The following is a 16,167-nucleotide window of genomic DNA, read 5'->3' as shown; positions in this document are numbered from 1 at the left end:
GTCATGCTCCCACCGTTTTCACATCGAGCACGTTCAGTAATCCTTCGTCAATCATGTAGCCCCTGAGCCGGTCGCGGTTGCCCCGCAGGCTCTCGATGCTGTTGATGCCAGCGGCTCCCATAAGTTCTGCGATCTCGTCGGTCCATGCGTGGATCAAGTTTGCTACCTGCACCGCGTTTGTCTCGGGATCCAGACGCTTTGTCAGCTCGGGTTTCTGGGTCGCAATGCCCCAGGCGCATACACCCCGGTTGCAGGTGCCGCACACCCGGCACCCCATGGCAACAAGGGCAGACGTACCGATATAGACTGCATCTGCTCCGAGGCAGATGATCTTCGCGACATCTGCGCTCTGGCGGATACCCCCGCTGGCAATAATGGAGACCTCGTTACGAATGCCCTGGCTGCGCAGTTTGGCATCGACACTAGCGACCGCAGCCTCGACCGGGATACCCACGTGGTCGCGGAAGACGCGGGGCGCTGCGCCCGTGCCGCCACGGAACCCGTCGATAACCACGGCATCGGCACCCGAGCGTGCGATACCGGCCGCGATCGCAGCTGAGTTGTGCACCGCTGCGATCTTCACAAAGACCGGTTTCTTCCACTCGGTCGCCTCCTTGAGGCTGTGCACGAGCTGTTTTAAGTCCTCGATACTGTAGATATCGTGGTGCGGCGCAGGACTGATCGCGTCGCTTCCCTCAGGGATCATCCGCGTGCAGGCTACGTCCGCACAGACTTTCTCGCCCTGCAGGTGGCCGCCAATGCCCGGCTTTGCTCCCTGCCCGATCTTGATTTCGATAGCAGCACCGCGTTCGAGATAGTTAATGTCCACACCGAAGCGTCCCGATGCGACTTGGACGATAATGTGCTTCTGGTACGGATAGAGTGATTCGTGGAGTCCTCCCTCACCCGTTCCCATGAAGGTCCCCATTTTTGTCACTGCCTTTGCAAGAGCGGTCTGGGCATTCAGGCTGATCGCACCGTAACTCATATGCCCGATCATGATCGGTGTCTCGATCCGGAGGTTAGGAGTAAGTTTTGTCAGGAGCTCGACATCGCCGTCGGTATGTTCTCTGACAGATAAAGCGCGGGGTTTTTTCCCCAGATAGGTACGGAGCTCCATCGGTTCCCGCAGGGGATCGATACTTGGGTTTGTCACCTGGCAGGCATCGAGCAGCAGCCGGTCAAAGATCATTGGATAGGGGAGAGCGTTTCCCATACCTGCGAGTATGATCTTACCGGTTTTTGCCTGGTTGAACACAGCTTCGCGGATCTCGCGTGTCCAGACCGGGTGGCTCCGGTAATCGGTGGGTTTTTCGTAGATGCTGATGGCATCGCGGGGACAGAAGGCGGTACAGCGGTGGCAGGCAACACAGTTGCGCGAATTGATACGGATCTTGTCACCCTCCATCCGGTATACGCCGTATGAACAGTTCTCAACGCACCGACCGCACTGCATGCACAAATCAGGATCGATCTCCACTTTGAACCGAAGTGGGAGACTGCCTATACTCATGCGATGACCCTCCCGATAACCGGTTCGCCGGCTTTCGGCATGTGGACATCTTTTATGTGGGGCTCAATCCTGCGGATGGCAGCTTCCTCGCTCGAGATGTAGAGTCGATCACCATGCTCGCCGGTTACCATTGGCCGCAGTTTGATACGATCGGTGAAGCCGAAGAGGGTATTTTCATTGGCTACGCAGATTGCGAACGGGCCGTTCATCATGGCGGGGCCGTACGCCATGCGGATTGCACGGTTGAGCTCTTCCTCCTTTGGCGACATGCGGTCGATCTCGTTCCAGAACGGGGGAGCGAGTGCCCGAACTGCCATTTTTTCTGATAGTCCGTGTTTCCTGACCAGCAGATCCACAAGGTACGCCACGACTTCCGTGTCGGTATACATCGTACATTTATATCCATAACTCTCGATATACCGCTGGTTCGTGCCGTACGATGTGATCTCTCCGTTATGAACCACACTCCACCCAAGGAGGTTGAACGGATGTGCTCCGCCCCACCAGCCAGCCGTGTTGGTCGGGTAGCGGTTGTGGGCGAGCCAGAGGTAACCCTTGTAGTCCTGGATGCGGTAGAAATCGGCCACCTCTTCCGGCCAGCCGGATGCTTTGAATACCCCAAGGTTTTTACCGGAGGAGAAGATGAGAGTGCCGTTGCGTGCGGTGTTTGTGCTCATGACGATGTGCATGATGATGTCATCAGCGGGAGTGTTCTGTTCCGGTGCCATCTTCGGGTCGGGCTTGAAAAAATATCGCCATGGTGTGTGCACTTTTTTGATTTTTGAAGCAAAGGTCGGGATCTCCTCATCGTGAACAATGGTTCCCCGTTTCTCGAGCTCCCGGTCAAGTACCGGCTTATTTTCATGAACGTTGTTAAAAAAGACATGAAGCGCGTAGGCATCCGCAAAGTCCGGGTAAATCCCGTAGGCCACATAGCCGGCGCCTTCGCCATTACCACGCTCGTCCATTATAGCTAACGAGTTTCTTATACTCCCTCCGTCAATACACTGACGGCGCTTGTCGATGACACCTATTATACCACACATAGTATCACAAATCGGAATGGTCTATAGTACTGAAACGTAATGGAAATTGAATGTGAGCATTCTTCCCATTGAGGTTAGTTAATAAAATATAAATGTAATTGGGTGGAACCTTTTTGCCATTATGTCAGCTGACGTATCCAAGTTGCTCAAGAAAATCGAGGCTGATGATGTAAAATTCATCCGGCTCCAGTTCACTGATGTGCTAGGCATGCCTAAAAATGCCGCTGTCCCCGTGGCTCAGGCAGAGAAATCCCTGACCGAGGGAACATGGTTCGACGGGTCATCCATCGAGGGGTTCACGCGGATTGAAGAGTCCGATATGCTCCTTAAGGCAGACCCGGCATCCTATGCGGTCCTTCCCTGGAGACCCCAAGATGGCAAGGTTGCCCGGTTCGTGTGTGATGTCTACACGTACGGCAACAAGCCGTTCGAGGGCGACCCCCGTTATGCCCTTAAAAAGATCATGGCCGAAGCGGCAAAGATGGGCTATATTTTCAATACTGGCCCCGAACTTGAGTTTTTCCTCTTCAACCGTGTTGACGGGAAGCCAACGACTCAATTTTCGGACACCGGAGCGTATTTTGATCTTGCTCCGAATGACGCATCTGAAAATGTCAGAAGAGACATTGTCCTCTCGCTGACCCAGATGGGTTTTGAGATCGAGATGTCCCATCACGAGGTCGCAGCAAGCCAGCACGAGATCAACTTCAAATACACGGATGCCGTCACCACTGCTGACCGCGTCATCACCCAGAAGTTCGCAACAAAGGCAATCGCGCTGAAGTACGGTCTCCACGCATCGTTCATGGCAAAACCCCTGGCCGGCATCAACGGCAGCGGTATGCACACGCACTGCTCCCTCTCGAAAGGGGGCAAGAATGCCTTCTTCGATGCGGATTCTGAGAAGGGGCTCAGCCAGACCGCCCACTACTTTATCGGGGGTCTCCTGAAACACGCGAAGGCGATCACCCGGGTTGCAAACCCGACCATCAATTCCTACAAGCGTCTAGTCCCCGGCTTTGAAGCTCCGTGTTACATTTCATGGAGCACCACGAACCGCTCTGCCCTGATCCGGGTCCCCGCCGCTAGGGGCAACGGTACCCGCGCGGAATTCCGAAGCCCGGACCCGATGTGCAACCCGTATCTCACATTCGCCTGCATGCTTGCTGCAGGACTTGACGGGGTTAAGAACAAGATAATGCCTCCGGAGAGCACGGACGTGAACATCTACCACCTGAGTGAGAAGGAACGGAAGAAGATGAAGATCGAGATGCTGCCAGGTAGCCTTGCCGAGTCACAGGCGTTGTTGATGAAGGATAAGGTGCTCTGCGATGCATTGGGCGACCTGATTGTCGAAAACCTAGCACGTATTGCAGAAGCCGAGACCGATGCCTACCGGCTTGCGGTCCACCCATGGGAACTGGACAGGTACTTGGCAACATACTAATTTTTTTCAACCATAAACGTTAATTTTAAATAACTAGGAAGATAACTTCCTTCCAATAATTTACAAACTTACATCATTCAAAAACCGGAGAAAACAGGAACAGGAATTAATGATCCAGCAGCGGACCGGTTCACCGGATTTATCATCCGGTATCGGCCCTCTGGCAGAGTGGCCATCCTCGACCGTTCCGGTCGGGATTTTACTTGAGAATGAGAAAAACAAGCATCATTGATTATTTCAGGAGAATTGAATGGCAATAGATTCTGGAGCAACAGCATGGATCCTTGCCTCAACGGCGCTCGTCATGATCATGACGCCGGGCGTAGGATTGTTCTATGGTGGTCTTGTCCGGAAGAAAAACTTCATCGACATGATCACCCTGTCGTTTGTTGCCTTTGCGCTCGTCAGCATCCAGTGGGTGCTGCTTGGGTACTCCCTTGCATTCGGTCCGGATGTCGGCGGGTTCATCGGCAACTTACAGTACCTCGGACTGAATAATGTGGGCATGAACCCGGGGCCGTACAGTACGGCGATACCAGGGCTGCTGTATATGGTCTTCCAGCTCGTCTTTGCTACGGTGACCATGGCAATCGTAACCTCAGGATTTGCCGAGCGGATCAAGTTCAGTTCGTACCTGATCTTCGCGGCACTCTGGACCACGATTGTCTATGATCCCCTCGCCCACTGGGTATGGGGGGGAGGCTGGACAGCACAATTCGGCTCCATAGACTTTGCCGGAGGCACGGTCGTCCACATCAGCTCAGGATTTGCAGCTCTTGCCCTTGCCCTCGTGATCGGAAAACGTGTCGGCTATGGCAAATACGCGATGGAGCCGGCAAACATCCCGTGGTCTATTCTCGGTGCGGCCCTGCTCTGGTTCGGCTGGTTCGGGTTCAACTCGGGCAGTGCGGTTGACGCGAACGGGCTTGCAGCAGTCGCATTCGTCACCACCAACACGGCAGCAGCAGCGGGTGCGATCGCGTGGTTGCTCGTCTCGTGGGCCCATGGTGGCAAGCCGAGCTCGCTCGGTTTTGTCTCCGGAGCAGTGGCTGGACTCGTCGCCATTACCCCAGCAGCCGGTTATGTGACACCGATGGCAGCGATTATTATCGGTACGGTCGGAGGTATTCTCTGCTACAGCATCATGCTCTGGAGGCAGAGTAAATGGGTCGATGAGAGCCTTGATGCATGGGCAGTCCACGGCATGGGCGGCCTCTGGGGAGCGCTCGCGACGGGTATCTTTGCTGTAGCAGCGATCAACGGCAAATCGGGGCTCATTGAAGGTAATGTCGGTCAGTTCATCTCGCAGGTCGTGGGTGCCGGTGCGGCAGTCATTTATGCCTTCTTGGTGACTTATATCCTTGCAATAGTCATCGATAAGACCATTGGCCTGCGTGTCACCGAAGAGGAAGAGTATGTCGGCCTTGATATCTCGCAGCACGGGGAGCAGTGCTAATCGGGAGTGAACAACATGAAAATGATAAAAGTTATCCTAAAACCAGAACGGTTCGAGTTTGTCAAAAAAGCGCTGGAAGATAAAGGCTTCATCAGCATGACTACTTCCGAGGTCCGTGGACGAGGTACGCAGAAAGGTATCTCTCTCGAATACCGGGGAGGCTTAATGACTGTCGACATGCTACCCAAGATCCAGATAGAGATTGTAGTTAAAGAAAAGGATGTCGACGTAGCGATCACCACCATCACCGAATCGGCCAGGACCGGAAAGATTGGCGACGGGAAAATCTTTGTCATTCCAGTTGAGAAAGCGATCCGGATCCGCACCGGGGAAATGGAGGTATAATCAGAGAGCACCGGTTCTAATCCCCCTACCATCTCTGGAATAACCGGAATCACTACATCCCGGCATTGCATATGATTGATCCCGCAGTCAAAAAAGATGGACTGCGGGGATCATTAGTTTTAAAAAAAATTACTTCTTCGATCGTTCGTAGATTGAAAATGCATCAAGCACCTGGAGGGTAATTCGTGCCCCAAACGTGGGTTGGATCGTCTCCAGCCAGAGGAAAAAGCCCACCTTTGGTGGCGTCGGACGTTCGAACTTGAAATGCCCGTCCTTCATCTGGATCATCTTATGATATTCCTTCTTCTGCCTTGAGCGCAGGTAAATGATCAGTTCATAGCCCGGCAGGTCTGTGGCAATGATCGCTTTGGAATAGTATTTCGGGAACTCTTCCGGTGTGATTTTCCTCCCTTTCACGGTCAGCCCATACGTATCGCAGACAGATTTGATTGCTGGCGGGAACAGACCCCCATACAGAACTTTTTTGACAAGCGCACCGGTCTGGTCCGTGATCACCGGGCAGATCCGTCCGGGTGTCCGGGCGATCTCGGTGAACAGTCTGGTTTTAACCTCGTCATGGTAACGCTTGTAGTCAAAAGGATGTTTCATCGGGATATCCGTTGCACGAATGAGTTTGGGATGGTTCTCCGGCAGGTTGTAGATGATCCGCGGGCGGTAGTGTTTGACGAGTCCCTTGATCTGCTCGCAGGAACTGGTATGGATGATTGCGTTGGTTCTGTCTTTTGCAAGGCGTTTTACCACGGAGTAGTTCGAGAGGTCAAAGGAGGAAACAAGGAGGAAGGGCGTGACCTTCTGACCATAGAGATAGCCGAGGAGTCTTTTCTTGTACGCAATCTCCACTTCAAACTCCTTTAAGTCTGAAGGGGATGTGACAACTTCGGCAAATGCGACATGGTTATCCGAATCCACAAGCAGCATGTCAAACTCGGCGAGATCCTGGCCGTTGCCCCGGATGGTGATATCGCCGTACTTGGAATAGAAAAGCCCGTTCTGGCCGATCCGGACCTCCTCGCGATATCGCGGGGCATCGGCACCTTTCATCGCGAGATACTTGATCGTGTCGGATTTCTTTGAGATGTCCAAGAACATCTCGTACACGATCGCCTCAAACCACCGGCCTTCAGCAGTTCGCATAGGTTCGATGTCCGGAGAAAAAAGTCTTTTCCGCTCTATCTTGTTCATGTGCCGCGTGGCATTGATGGCGATTGCCGCTGTCGGTTTGAAATGTTTGAAATTGGAGTTCAGCCACGGGATCATGATTACAGTAAAGAATCTCTGCCGTTATAGTAGATAACAATCTGCCTTCCCGTTCACTTCAGTCAGGATAATTTGTCGTTATAGAAAGTTATATATCTATAAGAAAGATATTGCCTTCGTATACCAGACTGTGTAAACAGGTTTGGGACAGAGAAAATGGGGGGGGAAATGTCGAGCGTGAAGAAAACCGTCAGTATCGAACCATTGCCGCGGTATATCATGCCGGATGCATCGGTTCCGGCGTATGATGATATTCTGGAACAGCTCGAGGAGTATCACCGTTCGCTTATTGGATCGTCCTATTATTATATCCGGACAGAGAACGACAGGAAATCCCTGTGCCGGATTATGCCCGGGGGGGGTAAAATATTCTTCCACGAAATCGTGGATCATGAGAAGCACGGGATTTCGGAAGATGATCTGGAAGAGGCAGTCTCGCAGGGCACGGGTTCATTTTCCACACCGGGCTATTACCCGGTATCAGCGCATATAGAGACAAAGCTCCGAAGGGTCCTAGAATAATCGTAATCCGGGATGAATATTTTTTTTTGGATTTTCTGTAAGTTATTAATGTGCCGGCCGTCATGCCGGAGCGCAGCAAGGCTGGATTGTGAGCCGGGGCGGCCGCCAAAAACAGCGATCGATGCTGTGTTGCCGTTGCATGGGCCCGGGGCTTTGTCACCATCTGCAAGAGGGAACGCAGCGGCGTCTGTGACTTAGTAATCCATGCAGCAACGTATACGGTCGTAGTTCCGATCGTGCGGAGCAGGCGGCTTCACGGATCGCTCACGGAGATAGAGAGTCAATTTGTCGAACCTCTCGCCCGGCTCAAACTCGTGTTACCGGGTCTCTGCCGGTTCATGGAGCTCTGGATCTGTTGTCCCGTATGGGTGACTCCGGTTCTTCCGCGTTTCGGGAACCACTAGCCTCATCGAGCTCCGCCGGGACGGCGAGCCGCTGAACGGGAACGGGGGTACGCCCGGGATCGCGGGGGCATGGAGATGAGCGGATGTCAGATTACGACCACCTCCCGATCCCAGGTCTCCGTTGGAGGGAGGGTTGTTTTGGGAGCGCCTCTCAACCGGGCCCGTATAGGGCTCCGTTTGCCCTTTTTTGGAAAAAACCATGTCTTAATCGCAAAAAACCGCGTCTTATACCATGCACAAAGATGCAGTTTTTCGCAGTTTTCACCTCGTGAAAGACCCATGTCTAAAACCATGTTCAAATGGGTCAATTGGAGCGGGCGAAAAGGGGGTAACACGTGGTTTAACCCGTCCCGTCCTTGGGAAGGGGCATGTATGGATCGGTCCCCGGCCATTGGAGGGGATTATGGATCGATGACGAACAGAGCGATGAGAAGGAGGTAACAGAAGGGAAAAAAGAAGGGTGGTTTACATATCGAAGTACAAGTGGAACTCCCACGGGTGGGGCCGGAGTCTGACACCGTCCATTTCCGCACGTTTGTATTCGATCCAGACATCGATGACATCCTGCGTGAAGACACTGCCTTCGAGCAGGAACTTGTGGTCCGCTTCGAGTGAATCGATCGCCTGCTCAAGTGAGCCGGGGACGGTCGGGAGCTTCTTTGCCACCTTTCCTTCGAGTTCGTAGGTGTTGCCTTCGAATGGCTGGCCGGGATCGAGCTTCTTTCTGATACCATCGATACCTGCCATCAGCAGGGCCGAGAAGGAGAGGTACGGGTTACACATCGGGTCGGGCGGGCGGAACTCGATCCGCTTGGATTGGGGATTCTCCGAGTACATCGGGATCCTGACAGCAGCAGAGCGGTTACGGAGCGAGTACACGAGGTTGACTGGCGCTTCGTATCCTGGCACGAGCCGCTTATAGGAATTGGTGGATGGTGCACAGAATGCCATGAGCGCGTTCGCATGCTTGAGGAGGCCGCCGATATAATATTTTGCGGTCTGGCTAACCATCCCGTATCCCTTTGCATCGAAGAAGAGATTCTTCCCGTCCTTCCAGAGCGACTGGTGGGTGTGCATACCTGATCCATTGTCGCCAAATAGCGGCTTGGGCATGAAGGTTGCGACCATGCCGAAGTCTCGGGCCATGTTCTTGACAATATATTTGTACATCATGCAGTAATCCGCCATCTTGACGAGCGAGCTGTACCGCATGTCGATTTCGTTCTGTCCTGCGGTCGCAACCTCATGGTGGTGTACTTCGACGGGGATACCGGTCTCGATCATCTTGAGGATCATCTGGCTCCGGACATCCTGGAGCGAATCGTGGGGTGGTACCGGGAAATAACCCTCTTTGTACCGTGGCTTGTAACCGAGATTCGGCTGCTCGTCGCGACCTGAATTCCAGCTGCCCTCAATGGAGTCTACTGAATAGAATCCCTGGTTGACACTCTGCGAATACCTGACATCATCGAACAGGAAGAACTCGTACTCCGGCCCCCAGAAACTCTCATCCGCAATACCGGTGGATTTAAGATATTCTTCCGCCTTGTGGGCAATAAACCGTGGATCGCGGGTATATGCCTGTTTGGTAAGAGGATCGAATACATCACAGATGATCGAGAGTGTGGGTACTTCACAGACCGGATCGACAACTGCTGTGGAGGTGTCCAGGTAGAGGAGCATGTCGGACTCCTGGATTTTCTGGAATCCCCGGATTGAGGAGCCGTCGAATCCGATTCCTTCCGACCAGATACCGGACTTGGGATCAGTGGAATCGTTCAGCTCCGAAGCAGGGATTGAGAAATGCTGCCACAGGCCCGGCAGATCGTTGAATTTTAAGTCAACAATCTTGATATTCTTCTTTTTGATAAGAGAGTGAACTCCACTGATTTGCTCTTTTGTCATTTCTGTCATTTTTTTTGGTTTATTCGCTTGTGCCATTCTAACACCATCCAACATACGAACGCACCGAATCGGTGCTAAGGCTTGTGCAAATAAATAGGCATTTTTCGTGATGCCTGATCTGCACTATGGTGTATGTTCAATTTAGGAATATTTAAATACATAGGAACGAATCTTCTTTCCTATAATCTGTAAAAAATTTCGAATAGATCATGAACAGGAGATGGGCATAATGACAGAAGGCAGGCAGGTATCGTTTTCCGGGAGATGCCGGATCAATGTATTACCTTTCCAGTCTCATGCCGGCATGCCTATGAGGTCCGTGGCACCAGTCGGGGATCAACCGCCCCGGAGTTGCACGAATCCAATCTTGTGTATCACAGGTGAAATGAATGCCTATTGATTCAGGAGCTACAGCATGGATCCTCGCCTCAACGGCGCTCGTCATGATCATGACGCCGGGCGTAGGATTGTTCTATGGTGGTCTTGTCAGGAAGAAAAACTTCATCGACATGATCACCCTGTCGTTCGTTGCCTTTGCGCTCGTCAGCATCCAGTGGGTGCTGATTGGGTACTCCCTTGCATTCGGTCCGGATGTTGGCGGGTTCATCGGCAACTTACAGTACCTCGGACTGAATAGTGTGGGTATGGATCCAGGCCCGTACAGCCCGGTCATTCCGGGACTGCTGTACATGGTCTTCCAGCTCGTCTTTGCCACAGTGACCATGGCCATCGTGACTTCGGGATTTGCCGAGCGGATCAAGTTCAGTTCATACCTTGTCTTTGCAGCGCTCTGGACTACGATTGTCTATGACCCGCTCGCCCATTGGGTATGGGGTGGCGGCTGGTCATCGACGTTCGGTGCGATCGATTTTGCCGGCGGAACGGTCGTTCATATCAGCTCGGGGTTTGCAGCACTCGCTTTAGCCATCGTGATCGGAAAACGCGTCGGCTATGGCAAGTACGGGATGGAACCGGCAAATATACCCTGGTCCATCTTGGGTGCTGCCCTGCTCTGGTTCGGCTGGTTCGGGTTCAACTCGGGCAGTGCAGTCGATGCAAACGGCCTCGCAGCAGTCGCATTCGTTACCACTAATACGGCGGCAGCAGCGGCTGCGATTGTATGGCTGCTCGTTTCGTGGGCCCATGGTGGCAAGCCAAGCTCGCTCGGGTTTGTCTCGGGTGCGGTGGCCGGACTCGTGGCGATCACTCCTGCAGCCGGGTACGTGACGCCAATGGCAGCAATCGTAATCGGTGGCGTGGCCGGAGCGCTTTGCTACGGTATCATGCTCTGGAGGCAGAGCAAAGGGGTCGACGAAAGCCTTGATGCCTGGGCAGTCCACGGTATGGGCGGTCTCTGGGGAGCGCTTGCAACGGGTATATTTGCTGCCGCAGCAATCAACGGCAAATCAGGGCTCCTTGAAGGAAATGTCCATCAGTTCATTGCGCAGGTCGTGGGCGCGGGAGCTGCAGTAGTCTACGCGTTTGTGATTACCTACATCCTCGCAGTCATCGTCGACAAGACGCTTGGGCTGCGCGTATCGGAAGAAGAAGAATATGTCGGTCTCGACATCTCGCAGCACGGGGAGCGGTGCTGATCCGGAGGGATCATCATGAAACTGGTCAAAACAATCATCAAACCGGAACGATTCGAGTTCGTCAAGAAAGCGCTGGAAGAAAAGGGGTTCATCAGTATGATCGTGACTGATGTCCGGGGACGGGGCGAGCAGAAAGGTATCACCCTTGAGTACCGGGGAGGCCTGATGAATGTCGACATGCTGCCAAAGCTCCAGATCGAGATCGTGGTCAAAGAGAAGGATGTCGATAGCCTGATCGCTACCCTTACAGAATCCGCCCGTACCGGGAAGTTCGGCGACGGGAAGATCTTCGTCATCCCGGTTGAGAAGGCGATCCGGATCCGCACCGGAGAAACGGAGGTTTAAACAGGAAATATATCCACCAGCACACCTCCACAATCTCTTCCCTGCCGGCACGGGGGTTCACCACCCCCTGTCCGGTTTTTGAATGTCATGGTATTATTGGTGAATGAAATGCGAAAAACGAACGGGTACGGTACCTTGTCGGACTCTTTCATCCAGATCGGGAATTCACAGAGAAACCGTCGCGTGTTGCCCCCCATCGTGAGAAGTTCAGAACCGCCTTGTGTTGTTCTGAGGAAAACGTAGGTGAGAGGATGAAGATGATCTGGGCGATAATACGGCCGGAGTCAGCACAACGGGTTATCAAAGCTCTCGATATCACCGGGATCGGGGGAATAACCCGCCTCCACGTAACCGGTCATGGTAAGGAGATGGGTATTACCCTTGGGGCCGTCCACTATACGGAAATTCCCAAGGAAATGCTGATGATTGTGGTGCCGGATAACGACGTGGCAAAAACGGTCATGATCATCCGGACCGAAGCGAAGACTGCATCGAAGAGCACACCCGGTGAAGGTACTATCGGGGACGGGAAGATCTTCGTCACCTATGTCGACGATGCGTTCGCGATCCGGACTGCCGGTAAGGCATGCGGGACCTGAAAATGATATGAAGCTAATCATTGCTATCCTACGGGAGGACCGGGTAGAAGATACCAAAGAAGCCCTTGAAACCATCGGTGTCAGAGGCGTCACGTTCCTGTATGTCACTGGCCGTGGTCAGCAGAAAGGCAGGGTCAGTGTGCGGGAACTGGGAGAATCCCTGAACAGGAATATGCGGATGCAGCTTGTTGGCACCTGGCCAGGTGCCGGGTCGCTTCTTCATAACGACACCGAGTTCGCCTTTGGTTTCCTACCTAAACGGATGCTTATTATCGTTGCATACGATGAGGAGGTTAATCGGATTGTCCAGGCAATCGTGAACAGCAACCAGACCGGCCGGCATGGAGACGGGAAGATCTTCATCTGCCCGATGATCAGTGCCATGCGGGTCAGGACAGGGGAACTGGGTGACAAGGCACTGTCATGAAACGAGAAAAAACAGATTCTGTAAGGAGGGATGTCCATGAAATTAATTCGTGCAATTATCAGACCTGAATCCACACAACGGGTGATTGAAGCGCTGGAAAAAAATAGCATCTATGCCATGACACGAATGAATGTCACCGGGCGGGGCAAGGAGATGGGAATTACCCAGGGGGCTGTCCGGTATACGGAGATGCCAAAAGAAATGCTGATGATCGTTCTTCCTGATGACGTTGTGACCAAAGCTGTCAGGGTGATTGAAACAGCAGCAAGGACCGGCACAAAGGACTATCCTGCCGCGGGAAATCCCGGCGATGGAAAGATCTTTGTGACCGATGTTGACGAATCCCATACAATCAGGACCGGCGAAAAATAAAGGAGAGCGGATACGTATGAAAGAGATCATTGCAATTATCCGTACTGATCATGTAGAACCAACAAAGGGTGCTCTTGAATCCATCGATGTCAAAGGGATCACATTTTCCAATGTCATCGGGCGGGGAAGGCAGAGAGGAACAATACGGGTACCGGATCCAGAGAGCACCGTACGAAAGGATGTCGGTGTTTACATCATGCAGCAGCGTGGAATAATCAGTGATGCCGATGATCCAAAATACCATGTTCCCGTTCAAAAGGAAATTGAACTGGGATTTCTTCCGAAAAAAATGCTCATGATAGTGGTCAATGACGATGAAGTACCCCATATTGTAGATACTCTTACTCAAATCAACAGGAGTGGACAGCAGGGCGACGGGAAGATCTTTGTCTGCCCTATGACCGATGCTGTCCGTATAAGAACCGGGGAACGCGGGAATAAGGCACTATCATAAAAATTTTGGCGTTGTAGAAATCCCGAACCGTGTATTAGTGATAGAGATCAATGTAGACAGATTTTCCGTAGATATTGCAAGAGGGAGTTGCCGCAGTGGCGGGGGCGAAACCCCCAAGAATGTTATAAAAAAATCCTATTCCTTTGAGTATATCCATAATGGCTGATCTTAAGAAAATATATTTAAATTAAAGAAAGATTATTCCTTCCATAAATTTATCTATATGGATTAATAATTCAATGTACGTTTACCTGTCCATCACTTCCATTACACGACAGGTAGTGAATACTATCAAAAATCCTGTGATGGATATGCCGGACAGACAAGCGATGGAAGGGTGGATAATGTCTATTGCAAAGGAAAAAACCGGCGCTGTCCCTCTGCCGCCACGGTACATTATGCTCAACAAATCAGAACCTCCGTATGATCTGATCCTAAAGCAACTTCAGAACTCTCAAAGTCCGATGATCGGATCATCGTATTATTACATCCGGGCGGGTTACGAATGGCGCTGCTTATGTAGGATAACACCAAGCAGCGGTCCGGTGTTGTTCCACGAAATCCTGGACCCCGGGCAGGACGGAATATCAGATAAGGATATCCGGGAAGCGATAGATCAGGACACGCGTTTTTTCACGTTGCCTGGATTTTACCAAATCTCAGTGGAGATTAAAAAGAAACTGCAGGTCATGTGTGTGAAGTAGAATATTACACCCGTTGTGTTGCTATCATTCCGTACCTCTTTAAGTAATATCCCCTAGGTCCATTTCTCCAGAACCGGTTCCTTAAAAAAAGATGTACCGGGATAATCCCGGTGCAGACGTAAACGTACTATGATATGTCAGTATCAGTCGAGTAACTGACCCATCGCCTCATCGTACCGTGCGCTCATCACATATTCGATACCGGAGACACCGGCTGCTTCCTCAGTCAAGGCCATCAAATCTCCACGGGTTATGGTTGATAGCCGGAAGTTCCTGCTTCCTGCCATGAGCTGCTGGAGGCCGGTCCGGAATTTCGATGTGTAGGTGTAGATGCCGACTGCGCCCATGGGGATCTCCTGTATGCGGGGGCCATATTTGGCCTTGAGTTCTTCATAGCAGACAAAGATCTCCCCGATAGTATTACCATACTTCGACACGGACTTGGGTACGTCTCCCGTCTTGAGCCACTTATCGATATTCTTGCCGACCATCGCCGGGATCATGAGGCCTCGGCCCATGCAAACTGCCTTGACATACGGGCTGCCCATCGCAAGCGCCTTGAAGACACCGGGCTCATCGGAGAATCCTCCGGCGAATGCGAGATCCGGGACCCGCATGCCTTTCTTTGTAAGTTTTTCGGCAAACTCATATGCCAGTGAATGGAGGTAGAATGACGGGATGCCCCACTCGTTCATCATCGGCCACGGGCTCATGCCGGTTCCTCCACCGGCACCATCAATCGTAAGGAGGTCAATCCCGGCTTCCGAGCTGTACCTGAGAGCCATTGCGAGTTCGACCATGGAGTATGCACCTGTTTTTAATGTAATCCGCTTGAAGCCGATATCGCGGAGACGGTCGATCTCCTCAAGGAAACCTTCCTTGGAAATAAAGCCGAGCCGGGAGTGGCGTTCGAATTCCCTGATTGCGCCGGCTCTGAAGGCCGTCTGGTTCTCCGGTACGGTTGGATCAGGGAGAACGATGTAACCGCGTTTTCTGAGATCGATTGCACCTTCCAATGATTTGACCTTGATCTCGCCGCCGATGCACTTTGCTCCTTGTCCCCACTTGAGCTCGATGGTGTCGAGGTTATGCTTGCTTGCAACGTACTCCGCTACGCCAAGCCGGGTATCCTCGACGTTCATCTGGACGAGCATCTCACCATACCCGTCATGGAATTTCCTGTAGATATTGATACGACGGTCCATTTCGGGAGATTCCGCGACCTTGTGATTACTGTCGAGTTTTAAACCCGGGTCGCCACCACAGACGTTCTCCCCACACACAATGGTGATGCCCGAGATTGCCGCACCGACGGCTAAGTGCTCCCAGTTAACCCTTGCAATCTCAGTAGAACCAAGGGCACCGGTAAAGATCGGGATTTTCATCCTGACTTTGTTGTCCCAGCCATACCCCGTCTCGGTGTCAGCAGAGGAAAAAACTGCTGAGTCCGGGCCGATATCGGTGCCTTCGGGAAGGCCTTTTGCCCCCTCTGCGTATCCCTGGATATTGAGGTGGGAATAGTCGATGGGGTAATTCTTTCCTGCGCCGGCAGTGAGTTCACCGAACGGACCGGGATACAGAACTTCCCTGCCACGGAACGAGGATAACCAGATCTCACAGCTCCCTTTACATCCGTCGAGGCACCGGGTACAGATGCCGGAATACGGCACAACATCCCGAGAGCGGTTCACGGTCCCCGTTGCTTCGTTAGCATTCGGCTGTCTAAGATTCATGAAGACACTCCATGGAAATTAC

Annotated in this window: 16 protein-coding genes; 11 read left to right on the top strand and 5 right to left on the bottom strand. The window is 52.5% G+C overall.

What is annotated here, in order from left to right; genetic code table 11:
- Position 1: 1 nt before the first annotated feature.
- Both ABSG49_RS10380 and ABSG49_RS10375 read right to left on the bottom strand, forming a co-directional pair.
- Entirely contained in the window at positions 2–1,513 is a 1,512-nt protein-coding gene (locus ABSG49_RS10380; RefSeq protein WP_424026058.1) for a glutamate synthase-related protein, read from the bottom strand.
- Positions 1,510–2,559 carry a class II glutamine amidotransferase gene (locus ABSG49_RS10375; protein ID WP_424026057.1) on the bottom strand — a complete coding sequence of 350 codons (1,050 nt, stop codon included), beginning with the start codon at positions 2,557–2,559 and terminating at the stop codon, positions 1,510–1,512. The genes ABSG49_RS10380 and ABSG49_RS10375 overlap by 4 nt, the downstream gene beginning before the upstream one ends.
- Positions 2,560–2,680: 121 nt before the next feature.
- On the opposite strand from ABSG49_RS10375, the gene glnA (ABSG49_RS10370) reads away from it, so the two are divergent.
- The 3 genes from glnA (ABSG49_RS10370) to ABSG49_RS10360 all read left to right on the top strand — a co-directional run bounded on the left by glnA (ABSG49_RS10370) (position 2,681) and on the right by ABSG49_RS10360 (position 5,807).
- Positions 2,681–4,006 carry a type I glutamate--ammonia ligase gene (glnA, locus tag ABSG49_RS10370; protein WP_424026056.1) on the top strand — a complete coding sequence of 442 codons (1,326 nt, stop codon included), beginning with the start codon at positions 2,681–2,683 and terminating at the stop codon, positions 4,004–4,006.
- Between the two features lie 250 nt (positions 4,007–4,256).
- Positions 4,257–5,462, top strand: a complete 1,206-nt coding sequence (locus ABSG49_RS10365; RefSeq protein WP_424026055.1) for an ammonium transporter — start codon at positions 4,257–4,259, stop codon at positions 5,460–5,462.
- 15 nt (positions 5,463–5,477) lie between these two features.
- Positions 5,478–5,807 carry a P-II family nitrogen regulator gene (locus ABSG49_RS10360; protein ID WP_424026054.1) on the top strand — a complete coding sequence of 110 codons (330 nt, stop codon included), beginning with the start codon at positions 5,478–5,480 and terminating at the stop codon, positions 5,805–5,807.
- Between the two features lie 129 nt (positions 5,808–5,936).
- Here the strand turns inward: ABSG49_RS10360 and ABSG49_RS10355 are convergent, their stop codons facing one another.
- Positions 5,937–7,085 (bottom strand): hypothetical protein, encoded by a 1,149-nt coding sequence (locus ABSG49_RS10355; RefSeq protein WP_424026053.1) that lies wholly within the window; start codon positions 7,083–7,085, stop codon positions 5,937–5,939.
- 168 nt (positions 7,086–7,253) lie between these two features.
- On the opposite strand from ABSG49_RS10355, the gene ABSG49_RS10350 reads away from it, so the two are divergent.
- Positions 7,254–7,607 (top strand): hypothetical protein, encoded by a 354-nt coding sequence (locus ABSG49_RS10350; protein WP_424026052.1) that lies wholly within the window; start codon positions 7,254–7,256, stop codon positions 7,605–7,607.
- 869 nt (positions 7,608–8,476) lie between these two features.
- Here ABSG49_RS10350 and glnA (ABSG49_RS10345) read toward each other — a convergent pair.
- Positions 8,477–9,916: a type I glutamate--ammonia ligase gene (glnA, locus tag ABSG49_RS10345; RefSeq protein WP_424026051.1), complete on the bottom strand. Its 1,440-nt coding sequence runs from the start codon at positions 9,914–9,916 to the stop codon at positions 8,477–8,479.
- 389 nt (positions 9,917–10,305) lie between these two features.
- On the opposite strand from glnA (ABSG49_RS10345), the gene ABSG49_RS10340 reads away from it, so the two are divergent.
- The 7 genes from ABSG49_RS10340 (at position 10,306) to ABSG49_RS10310 (ending at position 14,412) form a co-directional block, all read left to right on the top strand.
- A complete protein-coding gene (locus tag ABSG49_RS10340; RefSeq protein WP_424026050.1) occupies positions 10,306–11,511 on the top strand; it encodes an ammonium transporter in 1,206 nt (401 codons plus the stop codon).
- Between the two features lie 15 nt (positions 11,512–11,526).
- Complete coding sequence (locus ABSG49_RS10335; protein ID WP_424026049.1) at positions 11,527–11,856, top strand: P-II family nitrogen regulator; 330 nt, start codon at positions 11,527–11,529, stop codon at positions 11,854–11,856.
- A gap of 251 nt (positions 11,857–12,107) precedes the next feature.
- Positions 12,108–12,455: a P-II family nitrogen regulator gene (locus ABSG49_RS10330; RefSeq protein WP_424026048.1), complete on the top strand. Its 348-nt coding sequence runs from the start codon at positions 12,108–12,110 to the stop codon at positions 12,453–12,455.
- Between the two features lie 7 nt (positions 12,456–12,462).
- Positions 12,463–12,882, top strand: a complete 420-nt coding sequence (locus ABSG49_RS10325) for a P-II family nitrogen regulator (protein WP_424026047.1) — start codon at positions 12,463–12,465, stop codon at positions 12,880–12,882.
- Positions 12,883–12,918: 36 nt separating this feature from the next.
- Positions 12,919–13,254, top strand: a complete 336-nt coding sequence (locus ABSG49_RS10320; RefSeq protein WP_424026046.1) for a P-II family nitrogen regulator — start codon at positions 12,919–12,921, stop codon at positions 13,252–13,254.
- Positions 13,255–13,270: 16 nt separating this feature from the next.
- Positions 13,271–13,708, top strand: coding sequence for a P-II family nitrogen regulator (locus tag ABSG49_RS10315; RefSeq protein ID WP_424026045.1), 438 nt, complete (start codon positions 13,271–13,273; stop codon positions 13,706–13,708).
- A gap of 344 nt (positions 13,709–14,052) precedes the next feature.
- Positions 14,053–14,412, top strand: coding sequence for a hypothetical protein (locus ABSG49_RS10310; protein ID WP_424026044.1), 360 nt, complete (start codon positions 14,053–14,055; stop codon positions 14,410–14,412).
- Between the two features lie 143 nt (positions 14,413–14,555).
- On the opposite strand, the gene ABSG49_RS10305 is transcribed toward ABSG49_RS10310, so the two are convergent.
- Positions 14,556–16,145, bottom strand: a complete 1,590-nt coding sequence (locus ABSG49_RS10305; RefSeq protein WP_424026043.1) for an FMN-binding glutamate synthase family protein — start codon at positions 16,143–16,145, stop codon at positions 14,556–14,558.
- Positions 16,146–16,167: the final 22 nt, after the last annotated feature.

Origin of the sequence: Methanoregula sp. (assembly GCF_049510175.1) — an archaeon.
Lineage (GTDB): Archaea > Halobacteriota > Methanomicrobia > Methanomicrobiales > Methanospirillaceae > Methanoregula.
This window is presented reverse-complemented; position numbering and strand designations above follow the sequence as displayed.

Excerpts from the sequence above, each read along its gene's own strand:
- ABSG49_RS10380 (WP_424026058.1), bottom strand. The coding sequence starts at position 1,513 with ATGAGTATAGGCAGTCTCCCACTTCGGTTCAAAGTGGAGATCGATCCT.
- ABSG49_RS10375 (WP_424026057.1), bottom strand. The coding sequence starts at position 2,559 with ATGTGTGGTATAATAGGTGTCATCGACAAGCGCCGTCAGTGTATTGAC.
- glnA (WP_424026056.1), top strand. The coding sequence starts at position 2,681 with ATGTCAGCTGACGTATCCAAGTTGCTCAAGAAAATCGAGGCTGATGAT.
- ABSG49_RS10365 (WP_424026055.1), top strand. The coding sequence starts at position 4,257 with ATGGCAATAGATTCTGGAGCAACAGCATGGATCCTTGCCTCAACGGCG.
- ABSG49_RS10360 (WP_424026054.1), top strand. The coding sequence starts at position 5,478 with ATGAAAATGATAAAAGTTATCCTAAAACCAGAACGGTTCGAGTTTGTC.
- ABSG49_RS10355 (WP_424026053.1), bottom strand. The coding sequence starts at position 7,085 with ATGATCCCGTGGCTGAACTCCAATTTCAAACATTTCAAACCGACAGCG.
- ABSG49_RS10350 (WP_424026052.1), top strand. The coding sequence starts at position 7,254 with ATGTCGAGCGTGAAGAAAACCGTCAGTATCGAACCATTGCCGCGGTAT.
- glnA (WP_424026051.1), bottom strand. The coding sequence starts at position 9,916 with ATGACAAAAGAGCAAATCAGTGGAGTTCACTCTCTTATCAAAAAGAAG.
- ABSG49_RS10340 (WP_424026050.1), top strand. The coding sequence starts at position 10,306 with ATGCCTATTGATTCAGGAGCTACAGCATGGATCCTCGCCTCAACGGCG.
- ABSG49_RS10335 (WP_424026049.1), top strand. The coding sequence starts at position 11,527 with ATGAAACTGGTCAAAACAATCATCAAACCGGAACGATTCGAGTTCGTC.
- ABSG49_RS10330 (WP_424026048.1), top strand. The coding sequence starts at position 12,108 with ATGAAGATGATCTGGGCGATAATACGGCCGGAGTCAGCACAACGGGTT.
- ABSG49_RS10325 (WP_424026047.1), top strand. The coding sequence starts at position 12,463 with ATGAAGCTAATCATTGCTATCCTACGGGAGGACCGGGTAGAAGATACC.
- ABSG49_RS10320 (WP_424026046.1), top strand. The coding sequence starts at position 12,919 with ATGAAATTAATTCGTGCAATTATCAGACCTGAATCCACACAACGGGTG.
- ABSG49_RS10315 (WP_424026045.1), top strand. The coding sequence starts at position 13,271 with ATGAAAGAGATCATTGCAATTATCCGTACTGATCATGTAGAACCAACA.
- ABSG49_RS10310 (WP_424026044.1), top strand. The coding sequence starts at position 14,053 with ATGTCTATTGCAAAGGAAAAAACCGGCGCTGTCCCTCTGCCGCCACGG.
- ABSG49_RS10305 (WP_424026043.1), bottom strand. The coding sequence starts at position 16,145 with ATGAATCTTAGACAGCCGAATGCTAACGAAGCAACGGGGACCGTGAAC.